Annotated in this window: 17 protein-coding genes; 9 read left to right on the forward strand and 8 right to left on the reverse strand. The window is 64.3% G+C overall.

Annotated features, from left to right (window positions below):
• Window positions 1–10: 10 nt before the first annotated feature.
• The 3 genes from OHQ90_RS10450 to OHQ90_RS10460 form a co-directional block, all read right to left on the reverse strand.
• Window positions 11–808, reverse strand: coding sequence for a LysR family transcriptional regulator (locus OHQ90_RS10450; protein WP_328409510.1), 798 nt, complete (start codon window positions 806–808; stop codon window positions 11–13).
• Window positions 809–946: 138 nt separating this feature from the next.
• Window positions 947–2,101, reverse strand: a complete 1,155-nt coding sequence (locus OHQ90_RS10455; protein WP_328409512.1) for an epoxide hydrolase family protein — start codon at window positions 2,099–2,101, stop codon at window positions 947–949.
• A 49-nt stretch (window positions 2,102–2,150) separates the two neighbouring features.
• Window positions 2,151–2,789 carry a TetR/AcrR family transcriptional regulator gene (locus OHQ90_RS10460; RefSeq protein ID WP_328409514.1) on the reverse strand — a complete coding sequence of 213 codons (639 nt, stop codon included), beginning with the start codon at window positions 2,787–2,789 and terminating at the stop codon, window positions 2,151–2,153.
• A gap of 170 nt (window positions 2,790–2,959) precedes the next feature.
• On the opposite strand from OHQ90_RS10460, the gene OHQ90_RS10465 reads away from it, so the two are divergent.
• Complete coding sequence (locus tag OHQ90_RS10465) at window positions 2,960–3,520, forward strand: TIGR03086 family metal-binding protein (protein ID WP_328409516.1); 561 nt, start codon at window positions 2,960–2,962, stop codon at window positions 3,518–3,520.
• Between the two features lie 266 nt (window positions 3,521–3,786).
• Here the strand turns inward: OHQ90_RS10465 and OHQ90_RS10470 are convergent, their stop codons facing one another.
• The 3 genes from OHQ90_RS10470 to OHQ90_RS10480 all read right to left on the reverse strand — a co-directional run bounded on the left by OHQ90_RS10470 (window position 3,787) and on the right by OHQ90_RS10480 (window position 6,559).
• The gene (locus OHQ90_RS10470; protein WP_328409518.1) at window positions 3,787–4,932 is read right to left on the reverse strand and encodes an epoxide hydrolase family protein; all 1,146 of its coding nucleotides are present in this window, start codon (window positions 4,930–4,932) and stop codon (window positions 3,787–3,789) included.
• 417 nt (window positions 4,933–5,349) lie between these two features.
• Entirely contained in the window at window positions 5,350–5,988 is a 639-nt protein-coding gene (locus OHQ90_RS10475; protein ID WP_328409519.1) for a hypothetical protein, read from the reverse strand.
• Window positions 5,989–6,397: 409 nt separating this feature from the next.
• The gene (locus OHQ90_RS10480; RefSeq protein WP_328409521.1) at window positions 6,398–6,559 is read right to left on the reverse strand and encodes a hypothetical protein; all 162 of its coding nucleotides are present in this window, start codon (window positions 6,557–6,559) and stop codon (window positions 6,398–6,400) included.
• Window positions 6,560–7,417: 858 nt separating this feature from the next.
• On the opposite strand from OHQ90_RS10480, the gene OHQ90_RS10485 reads away from it, so the two are divergent.
• The 7 genes from OHQ90_RS10485 (at window position 7,418) to OHQ90_RS10515 (ending at window position 14,502) form a co-directional block, all read left to right on the forward strand.
• Window positions 7,418–8,239, forward strand: coding sequence for a GNAT family N-acetyltransferase (locus tag OHQ90_RS10485; protein ID WP_328409523.1), 822 nt, complete (start codon window positions 7,418–7,420; stop codon window positions 8,237–8,239).
• A 198-nt stretch (window positions 8,240–8,437) separates the two neighbouring features.
• Window positions 8,438–9,088: a TetR/AcrR family transcriptional regulator gene (locus OHQ90_RS10490; protein ID WP_328409525.1), complete on the forward strand. Its 651-nt coding sequence runs from the start codon at window positions 8,438–8,440 to the stop codon at window positions 9,086–9,088.
• Between the two features lie 483 nt (window positions 9,089–9,571).
• Window positions 9,572–10,777 (forward strand): lipid-transfer protein, encoded by a 1,206-nt coding sequence (locus OHQ90_RS10495; RefSeq protein ID WP_328409527.1) that lies wholly within the window; start codon window positions 9,572–9,574, stop codon window positions 10,775–10,777.
• A 68-nt stretch (window positions 10,778–10,845) separates the two neighbouring features.
• A complete protein-coding gene (locus OHQ90_RS10500) occupies window positions 10,846–11,283 on the forward strand; it encodes a type II toxin-antitoxin system Rv0910 family toxin (protein WP_328409528.1) in 438 nt (145 codons plus the stop codon).
• A gap of 31 nt (window positions 11,284–11,314) precedes the next feature.
• Window positions 11,315–12,193: a MaoC/PaaZ C-terminal domain-containing protein gene (locus OHQ90_RS10505; protein WP_328409530.1), complete on the forward strand. Its 879-nt coding sequence runs from the start codon at window positions 11,315–11,317 to the stop codon at window positions 12,191–12,193.
• Between the two features lie 137 nt (window positions 12,194–12,330).
• Entirely contained in the window at window positions 12,331–13,200 is an 870-nt protein-coding gene (locus OHQ90_RS10510) for an SDR family oxidoreductase (protein WP_328409532.1), read from the forward strand.
• Between the two features lie 39 nt (window positions 13,201–13,239).
• On the forward strand, window positions 13,240–14,502 hold the full coding sequence (locus OHQ90_RS10515; protein WP_328409534.1) for an acyl-CoA dehydrogenase family protein: 1,263 nt from the start codon (window positions 13,240–13,242) through the stop codon (window positions 14,500–14,502).
• 101 nt (window positions 14,503–14,603) lie between these two features.
• Here OHQ90_RS10515 and OHQ90_RS10520 read toward each other — a convergent pair whose 3' ends face one another.
• A complete protein-coding gene (locus OHQ90_RS10520) occupies window positions 14,604–15,473 on the reverse strand; it encodes an alpha/beta fold hydrolase (protein ID WP_328409535.1) in 870 nt (289 codons plus the stop codon).
• Between the two features lie 68 nt (window positions 15,474–15,541).
• Here OHQ90_RS10520 and OHQ90_RS10525 point away from each other — a divergent pair, with 68 nt between their 5' ends.
• Window positions 15,542–16,387 carry an exodeoxyribonuclease III gene (locus tag OHQ90_RS10525; protein WP_328409537.1) on the forward strand — a complete coding sequence of 282 codons (846 nt, stop codon included), beginning with the start codon at window positions 15,542–15,544 and terminating at the stop codon, window positions 16,385–16,387.
• 290 nt (window positions 16,388–16,677) lie between these two features.
• Here OHQ90_RS10525 and OHQ90_RS10530 read toward each other — a convergent pair whose 3' ends face one another.
• On the reverse strand, window positions 16,678–17,793 hold the full coding sequence (locus tag OHQ90_RS10530) for an IS701 family transposase (protein WP_328409539.1): 1,116 nt from the start codon (window positions 17,791–17,793) through the stop codon (window positions 16,678–16,680).
• Window positions 17,794–18,630 lie beyond the last annotated feature (837 nt).

Below are 18,630 nucleotides of genomic sequence, written 5' to 3' on the forward strand. Positions count from 1 at the left end.
TTCGGTCGAGTCAGCGGTGGTCGGGCCTGCCGAATTCGCCGACGATGCGCGCCAGCGCGCGGATCTGATCGGTTTCGGACTCGCTGTGCCAGACCAGCGCCCAGCGGAGCAGGTGTGCGTCGGTGATGGGGAGATAGCTGACGCCGGGCCGGTTGTAGTACCGGGGCAGATGGTCGGAGACGTTATGGATGGCGCCGTCGGAGCCCAGCACGGACGTGGACACGTTGTCACCATTCGACACCGTCGAGATCCGTTGGATGGAGCGGCCTTTGACCCCGGCCAGTTCACGGTTGTCCGACACCGCCGCGCCCATCGGCTCGATGAACAGCGTCGGCCCCACCGTGAGGTCGGGCTCCTCGACCGGCAGCCAGGCGATGACGACGTCGGTCTCACCGCGGCGCAGCGGGCCGAACGGGTCGGTGAACGAAATGGACCGGATCTGCAGCACGAATTCGGGGTGTCTGGTGCGGAAGGTCTGCCAGATCGAGCGGTAGTCGTGGGCGTTCCCGCCGATAATGCCGATGCGCAGCATCGTGGAGGCACTGCCTGCGGCCGACCGCGCCCGGTCCAGCGCCTGTCGGACATCGCGATACGCCGGAAGCAGGTCGGCGCACAATTGCGTGCCGAGCGGTGTCAGTCGGATATTGCGCGGGTTGGTGCGATCGACGAGAAGCGCGCCGAGACGCCGTTCCTGGCCCTTGATCGACTGACTGATCCGCGCCTGGGACAACTGCAATCGCTGCGCGGTGCGGCCGAAGTGCAGCTCCTGGGCCAGCGTCAGGAGAATCTCTATGTCCCGCAGTTCCACGGCATTGCCGCCTTCCGTTGTCACCCGGTTCGCGCACTCGTGCAACGCCGGGAGTGGGAGATCATTCCGAGCACCTGATGCGTCGCCGCCGGGACCGACCCCTCGAAGGTCGCGACGGCGAGCAGTGGCCGGGCGGTGTCAGTGCACCTTTGCGAAGAAGCCGCGGATGTCATCCAGCAGCAGGTCGGGTACCTCGTGGGCCGCCCAGTGACCGCCGATCTCATATTTGTTCCACTGCACGATGTTGGCGTGGTCGCGTTCGGCGAACTTGCGCGGCGGCGTGAAGTCGTAGCCGAAGGAGGCCAGTCCGATCGGCACGGTCGTCGGCGCGTCCGCGTCGCTGGTTTCGAAGGAGAACCGGGCCGAGGGCGCCGCGGTGCTGGTGAACCAGTAGATCGAAATATTGGTCAGCAGCTCGTCCGGTGTCATCGAATCGGTGAGCACCTGCCCGCTCCAGGTGGGTTGCCCGCTCCACGCGATCAGGGTTGCGGGCGAATCCGTGCGCGCCCGGCCAATGGCCTGCCGTTGTGCCCGCCATGCGGAGTCGTGGATGGCGTTTTTGAGGAACTGCTGCCCGAAACCCATCAGCTTCAGTTCGAATTCACTGAGCCCGTTCAGCTCGTCCGGTTCCCCCTTGGCGAAGGAGAAAATCTGGTCGACGTGCACGCCGATCACCTTGTCCGGAGCGAGTCTGCCCATTTCCGGTGCGACGATGGCGCCGCCGTCGTTGCCGTGCACGCCGAACCGGTCGTAGCCGAGTCTGGCCATCAGTCCGTTGAAGATGGCGGCGACCCGCACCGGATGCCAGCCGGCTCGATCCGCCGGCTTGGAGAACGCGAAGCCGGGGTAGGACGGGATGACGACATGGAAAGCATGGGCGGGGTCGCCGCCGTGCGTGCGTGGATCGGTCAACTCGTCGATCAGGCCGAGAAATTCGGTGAAGGAGCTGGGCCAGCCATGAACGAGAAGCAGTGGTGTCGCGTCCGGTTCAGGGGAGCGGAGGTGCACGAAATGAATGTTCTGTCCATCGATCTCGGTGGTGAACTGGGGAAAACTGTTGAGCCGCTGTTCTTGTGCGCGCCAGTCGAACCGATCGCGCCAGTATTCGAGAAGCGGTTGCACGTATGACCGCGGCCCCCGGTAGTCCCAGCTGAGCTGGACCGGCAGCTCGAGGTCGGCATTACCCACGAGCTCGTCGAAGGGAGCCTCCGACCGGGTGTTCGCCAGGCGCTGCGCCAGATCATCCAGGTCGGCCTGGGGAATTGCGATACGGAACGGTCTGATCTCTGACACTGCCTTAGCCTGCGAGAATGGCCTGTCGGGAACAACACCGAGTTCCCGATCAGTTTGGCTTATCGACCTGTCGCGCACCGAGGCGTCGGAGTCGGCGAATCACCCTGGGGTCGGCTGGGCTGGCGATGCTGAGCAGGCGGTCGACGAGAGTGTCGACATACTCGTCACGGAGGGGGGCGGTGCCGAACAGGGTGCGGGTGTACATCGGCGCCAGGATCATGTCGACGACCTCGAGCACCTCGGGGGCGGCTTCGCCGCGGGCGGCGGCCCGGTCGAGCATGCGCTGGATCTGATCGACGCGGTCGGCGAGGAATCGGTCGCGGGTTTCTTCGCCTGCCGCGCCGGTATCGATGAGCGCGAGGATCGTGCGCAGCAACGCAAGTCCGTTGGGGCCGCTCACATCTCGGGCCGCATTCGCCGCGTAGGCGCGCAGGTCGCCGTCGAGGGTTCCGGTGTCGGGGATCGCGGACTCGGTGGTGAGTCGATCGACCGTAACCTCCATGGCCAGCGCCTCGAGATTGCCCCAGCGGCGGTAGATGCTCGTATCGGCCACACCCGCGCGGGCCGCGACCTCGGCGACGGTGAAGTTCCCGTATCCGCGTTCGGCGACGAGTTCGGTGACCGCCCGGTGCACCGCCGCGCGGACGCGGGCGCTGCGACCGCCGGGGCGGCGGGTGCGTTCCTCCATGCCGACCACTTTAACGCAGTTAGCACTTGCGTTTACGCGATCGCAGTCGCTACTGTTCAATTAACGCCGTTACAAACTGCGTTTAGGAGCTGGAGTGCACCGACTCGGCACTCCTGACCGTCGTCCGGCGAACCAATCCTCTTGGCTGTCACCATCTTCTGGAGCATCACATGAACGCCATGATCAACCGCATAGACCACGCCATCGACATGACCGCCGCCGTCGTTGCGGGAATCCCTGCCGACCGCATGAGCGCGCCGACCCCGTGCGTCGAGTGGGACGTCCACTACCTGCTCAACCACCTGGTGGGCGGCATGAATATCTTCGCCGCGCAACTCGAGCGCGAGGACCTTGACCGAGACCACCACGACGACTGGCTCGGCGCAGATCCGCACGGGGCCTACGCCGCAGCGGCCGTCGCCGACAGCGCGGCGTGGCATCTCCCCGACGCGCTCGAACAGACCGTGCGCCTCGGATTCGGTGTCGTGCCCGGTCCCATGGCCGCGGTGATCCACCTGACCGAAGTACTCGTGCACGGCATCGACCTCGCGATCGCCACTGATCGGGAGCAGCTGCTCGACCAGCAATTATGCGGCGAGATGCTCGCGATCATGCGCGACATGGGTATCGAGAACTTCCGCACACCCGGCATGTTCGGACCCGAGCTCCCAGCATCGGGCGATGCCCCCGCGCATCGGAAGCTGTTCGCTTACCTCGGCCGGACGTGGTAGGCGGCTGCCTCGCCTCCGCTCGGCCCGGCGCGATTGTCGACGGACTGTGTCCGGCAGTGTCATCAGGCGGCTGCCTCGCCTCCGCTCGGCCCGGCGCGATTGTCGACGGACTGTGTCCGGCAGTGTCATCAGGCGGCTGCCTCGCCTCCGCTCGACCCGGCGCGATTGTCGACGGACTGTGTCCGGCAGTGTCATGGGGAGGCAGACTGTCCGACCAGGTCCGGGCGTGTCCGTCGGTGGGCCGAGCGCCCCCGTTATGTGGTTCTTCAGATCACCTTGGTGAAGAAGCCGCGGATGTCGGCGAGCAGCAGGTCAGGGGCTTCGTGTGCGGCCCAGTGTCCGCCGCGGTCGTATTCGTTCCACTGCACGATGTTGGCGTGGTCGCGTTCGGCGAACCTGCGCGGCGTTGTGAAGTCGGAGCCGAAGGAGGCCAACCCGATCGGCACGGTGGTCGGCTCGGTCGGCGCCGCCGCGTGATGGTTCTCGAAGTAGAACCGGGCCGAGGGGGCCGAGGTATTGGTGAACCAGTAGATCGACACATTGGTGAGCAGCTGGTCGGCCGTCATCGCGTCCGCGATCAGCTGGCCGCTCCAGGCGAGTTGTCCGGTCGGGGAATCCGACAGTGCATGACCGAGGGTCTGCGGCTGCGCCCGCTGGGCGGAGTCGTGGACGGCGTGGTCGAGAAACTTCTGCCCGAACCGCACCAGCATCAGCTCGTCCTCGCTGAGTCCGTCCAGCTCACCAGGCGCGCCCGTAGGGAAGGAGAAGATCTGGTTCACATGCACCCCGATGACCTGGTCGGCGGCGAGCCGGCCCATCTCGGGCGCAACGATGGCCCCGCCGTCGTTGCCGTGCACGCCGAAGCAGTCGTAGCCGAGCCTGTCCATCAGCTCGTTGAACGCCGCCGCCATCCGCACCGGATGCCAGCCCGCCACCTGGGTCGGGCCGGAGAAGGCGAATCCGGGATACGAAGGGATCACCACGTGGAAGGCGTCGGCTGGGTCGCCACCGTGCGCACGCGGATCGGTCAATTCGCCTACCAGTCCGAGGAATTCGGTGAAGGAACTCGGCCAGCCGTGCAGGAGTATCAGCGGGGTCGCATCCGGCTCCGGCGAGGTGACGTGCACGAAATGGATGTTCTGACCGTCGATTTCGGTGGTGAACTGCGGGAAGGTATTGAGCCACTGCTCTTGTGCACGCCAGTCGAAGCAGTCGCGCCAGTATTGGTGCAGCGGCCGGACGAACGACAGCGGGACGCCGTACTCCCATCCGGGTCGTATCGGGATGCCGATGTTCACCCGGCCCGCGACCTCTTGGGCGGGCAGCTCCGCGACGTATCTCGTGTGTGCGAGGCGGTAGGCGAGGTCGTCGAGTTCGGCTTGCTCGATGTCGATACGGAAAGGTGTGATCACGGGCAATTCGGCTCCAGGTGTTGTTCCAACGTCCCGGACCAGCCTCTGTGACGTGATGGTGCCGGAACAACGCCGAATTCGCTCGCGGCTGATCAGTTCTGCTTATCAGTCGAAGTGGATGGTGGAACGCAGCCGCATCCACTTCCAGGAAGCGGAGCGGGTTCCGACAGCGCAATGCGCGCTTCGGGGTGATCCGGCAAAGTTCGCTCTGACCTACTTCGCGGATCGGCTCCGGGTTTTCGGGCCTCTTAACCGTTCCGAGCCCGGTCGACCGCGGCAATTCCGGCTCGAAGATCCACATCGGCCGCCGCACATGTCTGCTTCAAGAAGCTTGTGAAAGCGAGTTCGACAACATGAGACGCGGTCTCAATGCTGCTGGGCACGAGCCAGTGGGTGCTGTTCGGGCGATTTTGTTGCTCAACCCCCGACAAGGTGAGCGTATCCATTGCTACGAAGCACGTGTCGTGCGAAATGGCTGTATACCGCCACGATTTCTACAGGAGACTCCGCGGCCCACCAGTGGGGGTTGCCTCGCAGATGGTCGCTACCGGTCACTACATCGCCAGGCATGCGATCGACGGCCACGACTCGGTGGCTGACAGCTCGAGACCTCACCTTGGCGGCTTCCAGGTCGATGCGGCCGAAGATGTCGAGCAGGTCGCCGGCCGGTGTGCGCACAGCACTGTGAACGGGCAGAAGTTCTCCGTTGACCATTCGGTCAATCGTCACGATGTCCCAACCGGTCATATGGTGCATCGCGGCGGCCAGGCTGTGGCAATAGTGATTACCGAGATATTCCTTGGCGTCCGCGTCGACAGTATTCGCGGTGAGGGTAAAGAAGGTTTGTCCATGAGAGCTGGGAAATTCAGTATTAAACGCTATTCGACCGTTGAACTCGAGGGTTGTGGGGTTGTGACGCCAGTTCGGGTCCAGCAGACCCAAAGTTTGTTCCGGCTCGGTCGGCCGCTGTAGTTCGGGTTTCCTCGTCGTATTGGATGGAACGTTCTCATCCATGGCGTGTTTCAGTCGTCGAGCGATCGACGCGTCGGCGTCCACGGACCCGTGCACCACGTCCCGAACAGCGCCCGCGCTAGCGGAAGGGGGACGCGCCGCTAATTCTGCGACATTGTCTGTGTTCTTTATCAATCTGCTGCAGAGAGTTGACCATGCCGCACTGAGGCTTCTTTCGAACATAGCGCCTCGCTCACTCCGAATGATGTGTGCGGTCAAGTAATTCGCATTCCTTCCGGTCGACGTTCCCATCTATGGGACCGGATGGTTGCGGGTGCCGGCCTTGATCCGGGCACCGCGCCCGGCTGCGTCGAGGCTGTCGATCTGATCGTCGAGCCGATCAGTATGGCGAGCGGCGGCCATAACGGTGTCGCCTGCGGCCTCGGCGATCCCGCAGCCGAAACCAGACGAAGCGCCGGTAGTCAGCCAAATGCGCGGGTTCTTCCGGGCGCGATCACTGCAACAGCCACAGTTCCTCGCACGGCATTCGACGGAAGTCGGTGCAACCGTCGTTGATCTCGACGACCGAGACATTCGGGTTGTGGCTCTCGGCCCACTTGTTCAGGAAGTTCTGAACCGCCGTCCAGCATCCGACGAAGTCGAATACGCCTGCCATCCCTATGAATCGGATGTGGGCGTCAGGTTCATCAGGTCGTGGCGAGAATCGTTCGGAATGCGGTTGGGCGGGCATCGGTGCTCACCTTCTCGACCGGTGTCTGAATCGCGTTCGTCACATCGTCGGAGGGCTCTGTCGGCGGACTCCCTCGCGCGCATGTTCCACGGTGAAGGTGTGTTGTTCACCGACGTTGAAGTTGGCCAGTCGCCCCGAATAAGCCTGGACCTGCGGGGGCAACGAGATCGGTGGATCTTGTGTTTCGGTCATTGGCCATGCTGCTACTTGAAGCTAGGTTCAAGTCAAGCTCAACAGGTCTGGGTGCGGGCGTCGGCGGCATCGAGCATGTCCACCGCATCTACGGTGACACCATAAGGGCGTGGAGCCGTGTGAGCGGGCGGATCTCGTTGCGGATGTGACCGGCCCGCCTCCGCTTGACTTGAACCGCGCTTCAACTGCCAGGCTGACTCCCATGGAGATTCCTCGCAACGCCACGCTCCGCCATCTGTATTTCTGGGTTCCCGACCTGGAGCAATAATCAAAACCTGTGGCTGATCGGGTAGGGAGTATCTTCCCGATGTTCTGAATTCGCTGGTTTTTGATCGAATTCAACGTGCTGACGCGAGCGAGAAGATGCCCCGCTGTTCGGCGTAGTTCAGGATTTCGTCGGGCTCAACGCAGGCGGAGGATCCGGTGTCCGTTCGTTGCTCGATGAGATCGTTCGTGACCGTTCTCGGTAGCTGCCTGCGGAACTGTTGTGGGTCGACGTCGCCGTCTGCATCTAGCGGTTCGCCGACCAATTCGACGCTTTCTGGCATTTCATAGGAAATCTGCGCACTTAATGTGGAGTCGAGCCGGTTTATGTCTGAAGAATTATCCCAGTTACGCCAGCAATTCGCAAAGATCCTGGCCGATATCCTCGACCGGGAAGCCAGGGCGATGGCCCGATCTGTCGAACGTTTCGGCGCAGAAGCCAGACAGGCGGCAAGAAGCCTTGATGAGACCAATAGTCGGGCCGCAGGCGAGATCGGCGATTCCGCAGAGCCCGCATCGGTGCGGCCGATGGGCTCGTCCGGTACACCTTCTCGATCCGCGATCGGTGCTGGCGACGACCGACTGCCGTCGGAATATCTGGACCCGACCCTGGACGGAGTCGGACCCGTAACCGTGGGACCCGCACAAGCGACGGACGGGCCGGGGATCGCTCGTGCGCACGTGCTGGCATCGCGCGTTGCCTTCCGCGATCTTCCGGGGGCCGCAGAGCACCTCGATGATTTCCTGTTGGGCAACTTGGGCCCGCGGAAGATCGTCGACTGGTCACGGCTGGCCGCGTCGGGCGAGCCGGGGCTGTGGGTAGCACGAACGGCCGACAATACGGTCGCGGGATTTATATGGGTGTCGACTCGCGACGATGGCGCCGGGGTGGTGAATGCGTGGTATGTGCATCCGAATTGGCACGGCACCGGAGTCGGCCGAGGCCTGATGCAGACGGCGCTCGACTGGTTGGGGGACGTTGATGTCTACACGCAAACTACCGTGGGCACCAAGGCGATCAGACGCTATAAGGAACATGGATTCGGCGTCTTCGGGGAATTGGAAGACACACCACTACAGCTGAAAGACGCAAAGCTGGATGCACCCCAGGTCGCGTTGAAACGCTTTGCAGGAGCGGCGGGAAGGTAACGTCGATCAGGTGATGGGCAGCGCTGAGATCGGCTTGCTGGATTCGATGGCAGCGCCTTGCGATTCCGGGGAGAGTCGGGAACAGTGCCGGATTTGCTTGCAGCTGACCACTTCTGCTGATCGGTGGCAACGGGGTGATGCGCCGGGGCCGACCGGTCTTGAACATACAGATCTGTATGCAAGTGTAGAATCGCCGAAATGACCAGGTCCGCAGCGCCCAAACAGCAGCGCCGCACGCAGGAGCAGCGTAGCAGCGAGATGCGTACGCGACTGCTCGACGCCACCATCGAGTGCCTGGTCGAGTACGGATACGCCGGGACGACGACACCCCGGGTCGCCGAGCGTGCCGGGGTCACCCGTGGGGCCCAGGTCCATCATTTCGGCTCGAAGACCGATCTGGTGGTGGCGGCCATCAGTCATCTGGCGCAATTGCGTGCGGAGACCGCGATGCGGGAGATGTCCAAGATCGAGAGCGTCGACGATCCGGTCGGCGCGGCCTTGGACTCGCTGTGGGAACTGCATCAGGGACCGCTGTTCATCGCGACCGCGGAGCTCTGGGTGGCGGGCCGGACCGACCGGGTGCTCGCCTCGGCCATGGAGAAGGTCGAGCCGTTCGTCAATAACGCGGTGCTGATGGCGGTCGCCCGGTTCGTGCCGGATGAGATGCGGCGCAAGGAGGCTCGGGACTTCGTCTACACCGCGATGGATGCGCTGCGCGGAATCCTGGTGTCCAACTTCATCGATCCGGATACCGAACGCGCGCATCGGCGTTGGCGGCGTGCTTCGGTGCATCTGCGGGAGATCGCAGCCGCCGCGCTTGCCGCGCACCGTCTCGTCGACAAGTCCTGATAGGCCACGGCCACCAGGCTTTTCCAGTCGATCGCTGTGTCGGTGGTGCTGCTGGGTGGTCGGGGTGCGCTGTCCTGGTGAGCGGGGCGGCGCCGGCGAGCTGATGTGCCGGATCTCGCCTGCCTCTCCGGCATTGTCGAGTCGATCGGGTCCGGCCTGTCGAACTTGGATCCGGTGGACATGGCGGGCCGGTGGGCGCGCGACGGATTGTCGTGCTCGTCGAACAGGGGCAGGTCGATTCCGTCGTCGCGATGGTGCGGCTCGATGGTGAAACATACGCGACTAGCTGTATGTCCGGACCGATCGGTCTGAGCTGACAATTGTGTCGAACGCCGGACTATGTCGGTCGTCAACCTTGCGGCCTTACATACAGCTCTGTATGTTTGTTTCTGTTCGGTCCGGACGGATCGGTCACTGTCGGCCGCCGCTTGCGGACCGCCACGGCCGAGTGCGCACCGGGGCAGGTGCAACGTGAGGAGTTCGATGGCGAACAAGGTCTACGTCGTCGGCGTCGGCATGACGAAGTTCGAGAAGCCGGGCCGCCGCAAGAACGAAGACGGCAGCGATTGGGACTACCCGGATATGGCTCGGGAGTCGGGGACCAAGGCGCTCGCCGATGCCGGAATCGCCTACGACCTCGTGGAGCAGGCCTACGTCGGCTACGTCTACGGCGAATCGACCTCGGGGCAGCGCGCGGTCTACGAACTGGGCATGACCGGCATTCCCGTCGTCAATGTCAACAACAACTGCTCGACCGGCTCGACCGCGCTCTACCTTGCGGCACAGGCGATTCGGGGCGGTCTCGCCGAGTGCACGCTGGCACTAGGTTTCGAGAAAATGCAGCCGGGCTCGCTCGGCTCCATCTGGGACGACCGCGAGCAGCCGATGGCCAAGCACATCATGGCGCTCGCCGAGATCTCCGAGGTGCTTTTCCCGGTGGCGCCGTGGATGTTCGGCGCCGCGGGCCGCGAACACATGAAGCAATTCGGCACCACCGCCGAGCATTTCGCGAAGATCGGCTACAAGAACCACAAGCACTCGGTGAACAACCCGTATTCGCAGTTCCAGGACGCATATTCACTCGACGACATCCTCGCCTCCCGAATGATCTACGACCCGCTCACCAAACTGCAGTGCTCACCGACCTCGGACGGCTCCGGCGCGGTGATCCTGGCGAGCGAGGACTTCGTGAACACCCACGACCTCGCCGCGCAGGCGGTGGAGATCGTCGGGCAGGCCATGACCACCGACTTCGCCTCGACCTTCGACGACTCCGCCAAGAACCTGATCGGCTACGACATGAATGTCCGAGCCGCACGCAAGGTTTACGAGCAGGCGGGCCTCGGCGCGGAGGACTTCCAGGTCATCGAGCTGCACGACTGCTTCTCCGCCAACGAACTGCTGCTCTACGAAGCCCTCGGGCTCTGCGGCGAGGGTGCGGCCGGACAGCTCATCGACGACAACCAGACCACCTACGGCGGCAAATGGGTCGTGAACCCCTCGGGTGGCCTGATCTCCAAGGGACACCCCTTGGGTGCGACGGGTTTGGCGCAGTGCTCCGAACTCACCTGGCAGCTGCGCGGCACCGCGGACAAGCGACAGGTCGACAACGTCACCGCCGCCCTCCAGCACAACATCGGCCTCGGCGGCGCCGCGGTCGTCACCGCCTACCAGCGGGCCGACCGCTGATCTGATTCATCGCCCCGGCGAAAGTTCGGGCGCACCAAGGCTATTCACCACTCGACGAGGAGCAACTCATGGGCCACATCGAAGCCACCAAGGACGTCAACGCCACCCCCGATGCGCTCTGGGCGGTCGTCTCCGACCCGAACAGCTGGGACAGGTGGTTCACCATCCACGAGCGCTTCATGGAGCAGCCGCCCGCCACTCTCACCGAAGGGGCCAAGCTGGTCGCGAAGATCGTGATGCTCGGCATGGCGAACAAGCTGGAGTGGACCGTCGTCTCGGTGCAACAGCCGAGCAGGCTCACCCTCGGCGGCACCGGCATGGCCGGTGTGAAGACCGAATTCACCTTCGATATCCAGCCCAACGGCGACGGCGGCAGCACCATCCTGGTCTCCGGGGACTTCGAAGGCGCGCTGATCAAGGGTGCGCTCGGCAAGGCGGTCGAGAAGGACGGTCGCAAGCAGCTGGACAAATCCCTCGAGCAGCTCGACGCGCTGGCCTCGGTCTGATGCCGGATCGCGTCGAGCGAAGGAGAGTGCGATGACAGCGGAGGCCGCCGCAGCCCGGTTGGTCGAGTTCGACGACAGTGGGCTCGAAACCTGGTGTGACGACGAGCGATTCGAGGTCACACCGGAGCGGATCGCGGAATACGCGGCCGCGACCAATGATCCGATCGAGGCCCATCTCACCGGCAAGTCGGCCGCGCCGGTCTTCAGTATCGTGCCGGTCTTCGAAGCCATGATGATGCCGGTGATCGATGTCGCGCCGATGGACATCTTCGGCCGAGTTGTGCACGGGGAGCAGGATTTCCACTTCCATCGCGCGATCCAGCCGGGAGACAAGCTGGTCTCGCGGGCCAAGGCGACCGGGTACACCAGCCGCTCGAACGGCACCGCCATCACCATCCTCATCGAATGTCGCACGGAGGATGGCGAGTTGGTCAATGAGCAGTATATGACCGCGTTCTTCCGCAACATCGACGCCGGCAAGACGGTCGGCGCCCCAGCGCCCGCACACAAGTTCGACGAGAGCCTGCGGGCGCAGGATCCGGTGGCAGTGGTGCCGCAGCACGTGGATCTCGACCAGACCTACCGCTACGCACCGGCCTCCGGTGATCCGGTGCCGCTGCATCTGGACGAGCAGGTCGCCAAGGATGCCGGATTGCCCGGCATCATCGCGCACGGCCTGTGCACCATGGCTTTCGCCTCGTGGGCCGTGCTCACCGAGGTCGCGGGCTCGGATGTGCACCGGCTGAAGCGATTTGCCGTGCGCTTCGCCAAGATGGTCTTCCCCGGCGACGATCTGGAGACCCGGATCTGGCAGGTCGGCTCCGAGCACGGCGTCACCACCTATGCCTTCGAGACCGTGCGCGGCGATGATGTCGTGCTCAGCGACGGCCTGGCGGAGATCGAGGACTGATCGCCGATGCTGCTCTGTCGTTTCGGACCGTGCGCCGGTCGATAGGGACGCCGACCAGCAGGTGTTTGCGGCTTCGGTCGGGAGCGCCGGGGGACAAGCGGAAACCGAACGCAGGGGACGAGGACAGGAGGCACCCCATGGGTGCATTGGAAGGACGGGTCGCCGTCATCACCGGCGCGGGTCGCGGCATCGGGCGTGAGCACGCCCTGCTGTTCGCTCGTGAGGGCGCGGCGGTGGTGGTCAACGACCTCGGTGGCAGCAATGCCGGTGAAGGCACCGATGTCGGTCCGGCGCAGGAAGTCGCGAACGACATCGTGGCCGCCGGCGGCAAGGCGGTCGCCAACACCGACAACATCGCGACGTGGGACGGCGCGCGCAACCTCATCGAGCAGGCCGTTTCGGAGCTGGGCGGGCTCGACATCGTCATCAACAACGCAGGCATTCTGCGTGATAGCTTCATCGCCGGCCTGGAGGAATCGCAGTGGGACGCCGTCGTCGCGGTGCACCTCAAAGGCCATGCCGCGGTGCTGCACCACGCTGCCGCGTACTGGAAGGCACAGTCCAAGGCGGGCAACCAGCCCAACGCCGCGGTCGTCAACACCGCGTCGGCCTCGGGCGTCACCGTGCCCAACGCCGGTCAGGCCAACTACGGGGCCGCCAAGGCAGGGATCGCGGCACTGACTCTGGTCGCCGCCGACGAGCTGGAACGCTACGGCGTACGCGTCAATGCGATCGCCCCGATCGCTCGCACCCGGCTCACGCTGGCCACCCCCGGCATGGGCGCGATCCTCGGCGCCGAGGTCGAGGAGGGCGAATTCGATGCCTTCAGCCCGGCCAATATCTCGCCGCTGGTCGCCTACCTCGCGTCGGATAAGTGCCCGGTCACCGGCAAGGTTTTCGCAGTGCAGGGCGGAGCCATCTCCGAGCTGGCAGGCTGGCACGACGTGAAGACGATCGAGACCGAAGGGCCCTGGCTCATCGACGATATCGCCGCCCGGCTGCCTTGATCTCGCGCTGTCCGGCTGAACAAGTTTAGGAGAACGACGATGTTCGAATGGTCCGAGACCGACGAGATTATCCGCGAGGCGGTGCGTACCTTCATCGACAAGGAGGTTCGCCCCAACCTCGACGCGCTCGACAGCGGTGCCATGTCGCCCTACCCGATCATCCGGAAGTTGTTCAGCGACTTCGGGATCGATGCCATGGGCGCCGATGCGGTCGAGAAGCTGCTCGCCAAGCAGCGGAAGAAAGAAGCGGCGATCGCGGCAGGCGAGCCGCTGCCGGAGAAGAAGGAAAAGCCCTCCGGTGGTAGCCCGTTCAGCGGTCAGGAATCGCTGATGGCGGTGCTCATCGGGGAACTCTCCGGCGTCTGCATGGGCATGGTCACCGCGATGGGCGTCAGCATCGGCCTCGGCGCGACGACCATTATGTCGCGTGGCACGCTGGCCCAGAAGGAGCGCTGGCTGCCCGACCTCGTGACCATGAAAAAGGTCGCTTCCTGGGCGATCACCGAGCCGGACTCGGGTTCGGACGCCTTCGGCGGCATGAAGACCTACGTGCGGCGCGACGGTGCGGACTACATCCTCAACGGGCAGAAGACCTTCATCACCAACGGCCCCTTCGCCGACGTGATGATCGTCTACGCAAAGCTCGACGAGGGCGACGGCGGCGACAAGCGTGAGCGCAAGGTGCTCACGTTCGTGCTGGACAAGGGCATGGAGGGCCTCACGCAGGGCAAGCCGTTCAAGAAGATGGGGCTGCACGCCTCGCCGACCGGAGAACTGTTCTTCGACAACGTCCGGCTGTCCAAGGACCGGCTGCTGGGGGAGACCGAGGAACACAAGGGCGGCGACGGCCGCGACAGCGCGCGCTCCAGCTTCACCGCCGAACGCATCGGCGTCGGCTTCATGGCGCTCGGCATCATCAACGAATGCCACCGGCTCTGCCTGGACTACGCCAAGAACCGCAAGCTCTGGGGCCAGGAGATCGGCCGCTTCCAGTTGGTTCAGCTCAAGCTGGCGAAGATGGAGATCGCCCGAATGAACGTGCAGAACATGGTATTCAACACGCTGGAGCGGGGTCGGGCCGGTAAGCCGCCCACGCTTGCCGAGGCCTCGGCCATCAAGCTGTACGCCTCCGAGGCCGCCACCGAGGTGGCCATGGAGGCGGTGCAACTGTTCGGCGGCAACGGCTACATGACCGAATACCGCGTGGAACAGCTTGCCCGTGACGCGAAGTCGCTGATGATCTACGCGGGCAGCAACGAGATCCAGGTGACCCACATCGCGAAGGGCCTGCTGGCCCGGTAGCCAGATCGGCCCGGGTGCGTCACAACGGCGTGCGCGCCCGGGTGTGGTTCCGAAACATATTTCGATCTGTGGATGACGCTGACCTGTGGATATCCGTCGAGTCAGACCGCGCGCAGGTGGGTGCGGCTCGCGTAGATGTGTTCGGCGATGAGGGTGGCTATCCGGTCGGGGGCCTCCAGCATCGGGACGTGGCCGACGCTGTTGACCAGGATTCGGTCGGCGGAGTCGGGGAGTTCCTTCAGGAAGCGGCGGGCGTAGACGCGGTTGGGTATCACCCGGTCGTATTCGGCCATCAGCAGCCGCACGGGGGTGGCGAGCGTCGAGAGGTCTTCCAGTGCGGGGGCGCGCAGGTTGCCGACGATGAAGGGCAGCATGGCATCGCAGTGCAGTATCGCGGCGATCATGGCGGCGATATCGCGGCGGGGTACAGCCGCGGCGTTCTTGCTCAATGCCAGCAGCGCGAATCGTTGCACCAGTACGTTGTGCACCGCGAATCCGCCGAGGCGCTTGCCGATTTCGACGATCGGGACCAGCGACAGGAACTTGAGTCCGGCCCGGAATTGGGTGAGCGATGGTGAGTTCCAGCCGCCTGCCGGTGCGATCGCGGTGAGCGTGCGGGCACGGCCGCGCCGCGCCAATTCGAAGCCGACCCAGGCGCCCAGTGAGTTGCCCGCGATATGGCACGTGCGCCAGCCGAGTTCGTCGAGCTGGTCCTCGATCCGGTCGGCCAGGGTGTAGACGTCGACCGACCAGCCCTCGACGCCCCCACCACCCCAGTGTCCGGCGAACGCGGGCGCGAACACCTCACAGTTCGAGGACAACCGGATCGCCACCTGTTCCCAGGAATGCGGCGACAGCAGGAACCCGTGCAACAGCAGTACCGGATCGCCGGAACCCAGGTGCAGGGCCTTGATCGGCTGGGGGTCGGTCGCGGACTTGGCGACAGCGGACGTGGTGGTGTGAGACGTCATCGTCGACACCCCTTCCTGGACGGCGGTGTCCGGGGAAATTCATCTGACCAGCATTGTACGGTCGTGAGGTGCCGACCATCATCTCAACGATCAACGTCAACGGCGTCCGCGCCGCAGCGGGCAAAGGCATGCTCGCCTGGCTCGCGTCCACCGAGGCCGACATCGTCTGCCTGCAGGAGACCCGCGCCACCGACGAGCAGACCAGAGCGGCGCTCGCGCCCGCACTGGCCGACGGCTGGTGGCTCACGCACGCCGAACCGGAGTCCAAAGGCAGGGCAGGGGTCGGCATCCTGTCCAGGCGCGAGCCGAAGGCTGCGCGAATCGGCTTCGGCAGCAACGAGTTCGGAGCCTCTGGTCGATATGTGGAGGCCGATTTCGATGATGTCACCGCGGCCAGCGTGTACGTGCATTCCGGTGATGCCGGCACGCCGCGCCAGGACGAGAAGTACCGCTTCCTGGCCGAGCTCGGCGCCTACCTCACCGGCCGCACCGGCGAATTCGTGGTGAGCGGCGACTGGAACATCGCACCGTCGGAGCTCGACATCAAGAACTGGAAGGGGAATCTGAAGTCGGCCGGATTCCTGCCGGAAGAGCGCGCCTGGATCCAGGAGTTGCTCGCCGCGGGTTATGCGGATGTGGTGCGCAGCCTGCATCCGGGCGTCGAGGGCCCTTACAGCTGGTGGTCCTACCGCGGCCGCGCCTTTGACAACGATTCGGGTTGGCGCATCGACGCCGTTTTCGCAACGAAGGGTATCGCATCCCGCGCAGTGTCGGCGCGGGTGGAGCGTGCAGCGACGTACGCGGAGCGCTGGTCCGACCATGCCCCGGTCACCGTGACATTTGCGGATAAGGAACGCGAACCGCTGGTCAGCGTCTCGCATCTAGCGCCCGGCGTATCAGCGATCGGCACCTAGTAGGCGGTCACGCCTTGGGGTCGAGGCTCGAGAACCGTTGGTAGTCGGACATCTCCGACCGTAGAGAGCGTCCCCGACGGCAGGCTCTGGCGAAACCAGGGCCTACTTCCCCAGCCGTAGTTTGTGATCCGGGCGCTTCGCGCCCAGATCGGCGCCGGTAGTGGCTGTTTTGGCGCGGTGTTGGTGGCGTCGCCGCCAGGTCGACCAGCGCATTCGGTGGGGCAGGTCCCTGATTGGTTGGAGGACGAGGGTAGCTAGTAGATGCCGGATCTCGTTGTGGGTCAACGGGATCAACTCGGTTGGTGGTGGTTCGGGTTGGTGTGTGGGTAGCGAGCACGGTGAGGAAGGCATGGGCGAGCATCGCGAGGATGGTCCGGCGCCGCCATGATTTCCAGCGGCGGACCTGCTGCTGGTCCAAACCGACGAGACTTTTGCCGGTCTGGAAGTTTTCCTCGGTGTGGTCCATCGGCGTACGGCGACGTGGACCAGGGTGACCATCGGCACCGGCCGGGGTGAGTAGCAGCGGTAGCCAGTTCCAGGGTGCGGGGGTGGCGTCGGATCAGCAGCCAGCGCTGCCCTGGGGGTTGTTTTGGGTGTCGTCGGCGTAGATCTGCACCCACGCCCAGTCGTATAGGCGTGGGCCTTTCGCGCCGGTACCGGCCGACAGTTGTTGCCACGCATTGCGCGGGACCTGTACGGCCGCGGCGTCGGCGCGTAGTTGCAATATCGGTGACCATGCGCCGGTCGCAGCCGATGGCCAGCACATATCCGATGCCACGCTGTTCGAGGGTGCGGCGCAGTTTCGGGTCCGCGCCGGCGACTTCGTCGCCGGTCGCCCAGTCGGCGTCGACACCGCCGTCGAGGGCTCGTGTGATCATCGTCGAGACCAGGGCCGGTTTGGTGGCGAATGCGACGTCGTTGGGCACGCCTGCTTCGGCGAGGCGGGCCGGGTCGTCGGTCCAGGATTTCGGCAGATACAGTTCGCCGTCGAGGAAAGCGTGTCCGGCGCCGCAGGTGTAGGTCAGATACACCGCGACCTGGGAATTCTCGATACGACCGGCGGTGCCGGTGTATTGGCGTTGCACTCCAACGGTTTTGGTGCTCTTCTTCACGTCGCCAGTTTCATCTACCACGAGTATCCGCAAGCCGCCGACGAGGCGGGACAACACATAGCGGCGCAAGTCGTCACGCACGGCGTCTTCGTCCCACACCGCCTGCGCGAGTAGGTTCTGCATGGTGTTGGGGGCTTGGTCGCCGGTGCGCTCGGCGAGGGTCCAGCAGTTCTTCGTCGGCAGCTCCGACACCAAGCCCGCCAGCATGTTCCGAGCTGTGGTGCGAGTCTCGACACGCCCGAACCTGCCCGCCACCAGGGTGATCAGCTCATGCCCGGGATCTGTGCTTTCCATTGCAGCCCAAGACCTTCCGGCGTGTCAACGGGTCACGTTACCCGGGCACTGATACCCGGAAAGACTCAGTGCCCGTGGTGTTGGCCGACAATATCGGCCAACACCCGGAAGTACGCCTGGAATTTCCTAACAGCTAATTCAATCTCTGCGACGGGCCGGGTCCGTAGCCATTTGGCGCACTCGACGAAATAAATCCACGCCAAGCGCTATAACTGCCATAGAGATAAGAACTAGCACAAACGGAGTCTTCGTGCTTCGAACTACCTCGACGCCCGCAACGAGCAGAGCTATGAGCGTAGTTGCAATTAGGAATAACGAAAATCGCTTCATGGCGCCCACTCCGGCTTTCGCGCTCGTTTCTCGTCTCGTTTTAGGTAGTTCCAGTGTCGTTAAGTGTAACTCACGCCACCTCGCCCTGCTTGTACACACCCGCCCTCGACGGGCAGGCGACCCTCTGCTGGGTGTCGAGAGAAACGCATGTAGCGTTGGCCGGGATATCGATGACCTGACCTTCCTCGAGCATTGGGCACTGGTCGAAAATTACCGCAGTCGCCGAGCTTGCACCTAGAAGGACGCCTACCGTCGTCAAGCCGCCGGTTGCGACAGCCGAAGGCGCGGCAGCGCCAGCCGCCCCCAGCCCCAAGAACCCTGCGGCGCAACCCAGTGTCGTTGCCTGGGCGGGTGCTGCTGTCAAGGTCGCGCTGACCGTAGCTCCTCCGAGTACAATCATGCTGGCAGCAATAGCCTGACGAAAGTGGTTCATTGCGTGTTCCTTTTCTGAGCGGTTGTGTTGCCAGCTGCGATGTGCAGCTGCTGGGGGTGGGGAGTTGCAGCTCC

Origin of the sequence: Nocardia sp. NBC_00403 (genome assembly GCF_036046055.1) — a bacterium.
In the GTDB taxonomy this organism is placed as follows: Bacteria; Actinomycetota; Actinomycetes; order Mycobacteriales; family Mycobacteriaceae; genus Nocardia.

Coding starts and splice junctions, on each gene's coding strand:
- OHQ90_RS10460 (WP_328409514.1), bottom strand. CDS start 2,789: ATGGAGGAACGCACCCGCCGCCCCGGCGGTCGCAGCGCCCGCGTCCGC.
- OHQ90_RS10465 (WP_328409516.1), top strand. CDS start 2,960: ATGAACGCCATGATCAACCGCATAGACCACGCCATCGACATGACCGCC.
- OHQ90_RS10480 (WP_328409521.1), bottom strand. CDS start 6,559: ATGGCAGGCGTATTCGACTTCGTCGGATGCTGGACGGCGGTTCAGAAC.
- OHQ90_RS10485 (WP_328409523.1), top strand. CDS start 7,418: ATGTCTGAAGAATTATCCCAGTTACGCCAGCAATTCGCAAAGATCCTG.
- OHQ90_RS10490 (WP_328409525.1), top strand. CDS start 8,438: ATGACCAGGTCCGCAGCGCCCAAACAGCAGCGCCGCACGCAGGAGCAG.
- OHQ90_RS10495 (WP_328409527.1), top strand. CDS start 9,572: ATGGCGAACAAGGTCTACGTCGTCGGCGTCGGCATGACGAAGTTCGAG.
- OHQ90_RS10500 (WP_328409528.1), top strand. CDS start 10,846: ATGGGCCACATCGAAGCCACCAAGGACGTCAACGCCACCCCCGATGCG.
- OHQ90_RS10505 (WP_328409530.1), top strand. CDS start 11,315: ATGACAGCGGAGGCCGCCGCAGCCCGGTTGGTCGAGTTCGACGACAGT.
- OHQ90_RS10510 (WP_328409532.1), top strand. CDS start 12,331: ATGGGTGCATTGGAAGGACGGGTCGCCGTCATCACCGGCGCGGGTCGC.
- OHQ90_RS10515 (WP_328409534.1), top strand. CDS start 13,240: ATGTTCGAATGGTCCGAGACCGACGAGATTATCCGCGAGGCGGTGCGT.
- OHQ90_RS10520 (WP_328409535.1), bottom strand. CDS start 15,473: ATGACGTCTCACACCACCACGTCCGCTGTCGCCAAGTCCGCGACCGAC.
- OHQ90_RS10530 (WP_328409539.1), bottom strand. CDS start 17,793: ATGGAAAGCACAGATCCCGGGCATGAGCTGATCACCCTGGTGGCGGGC.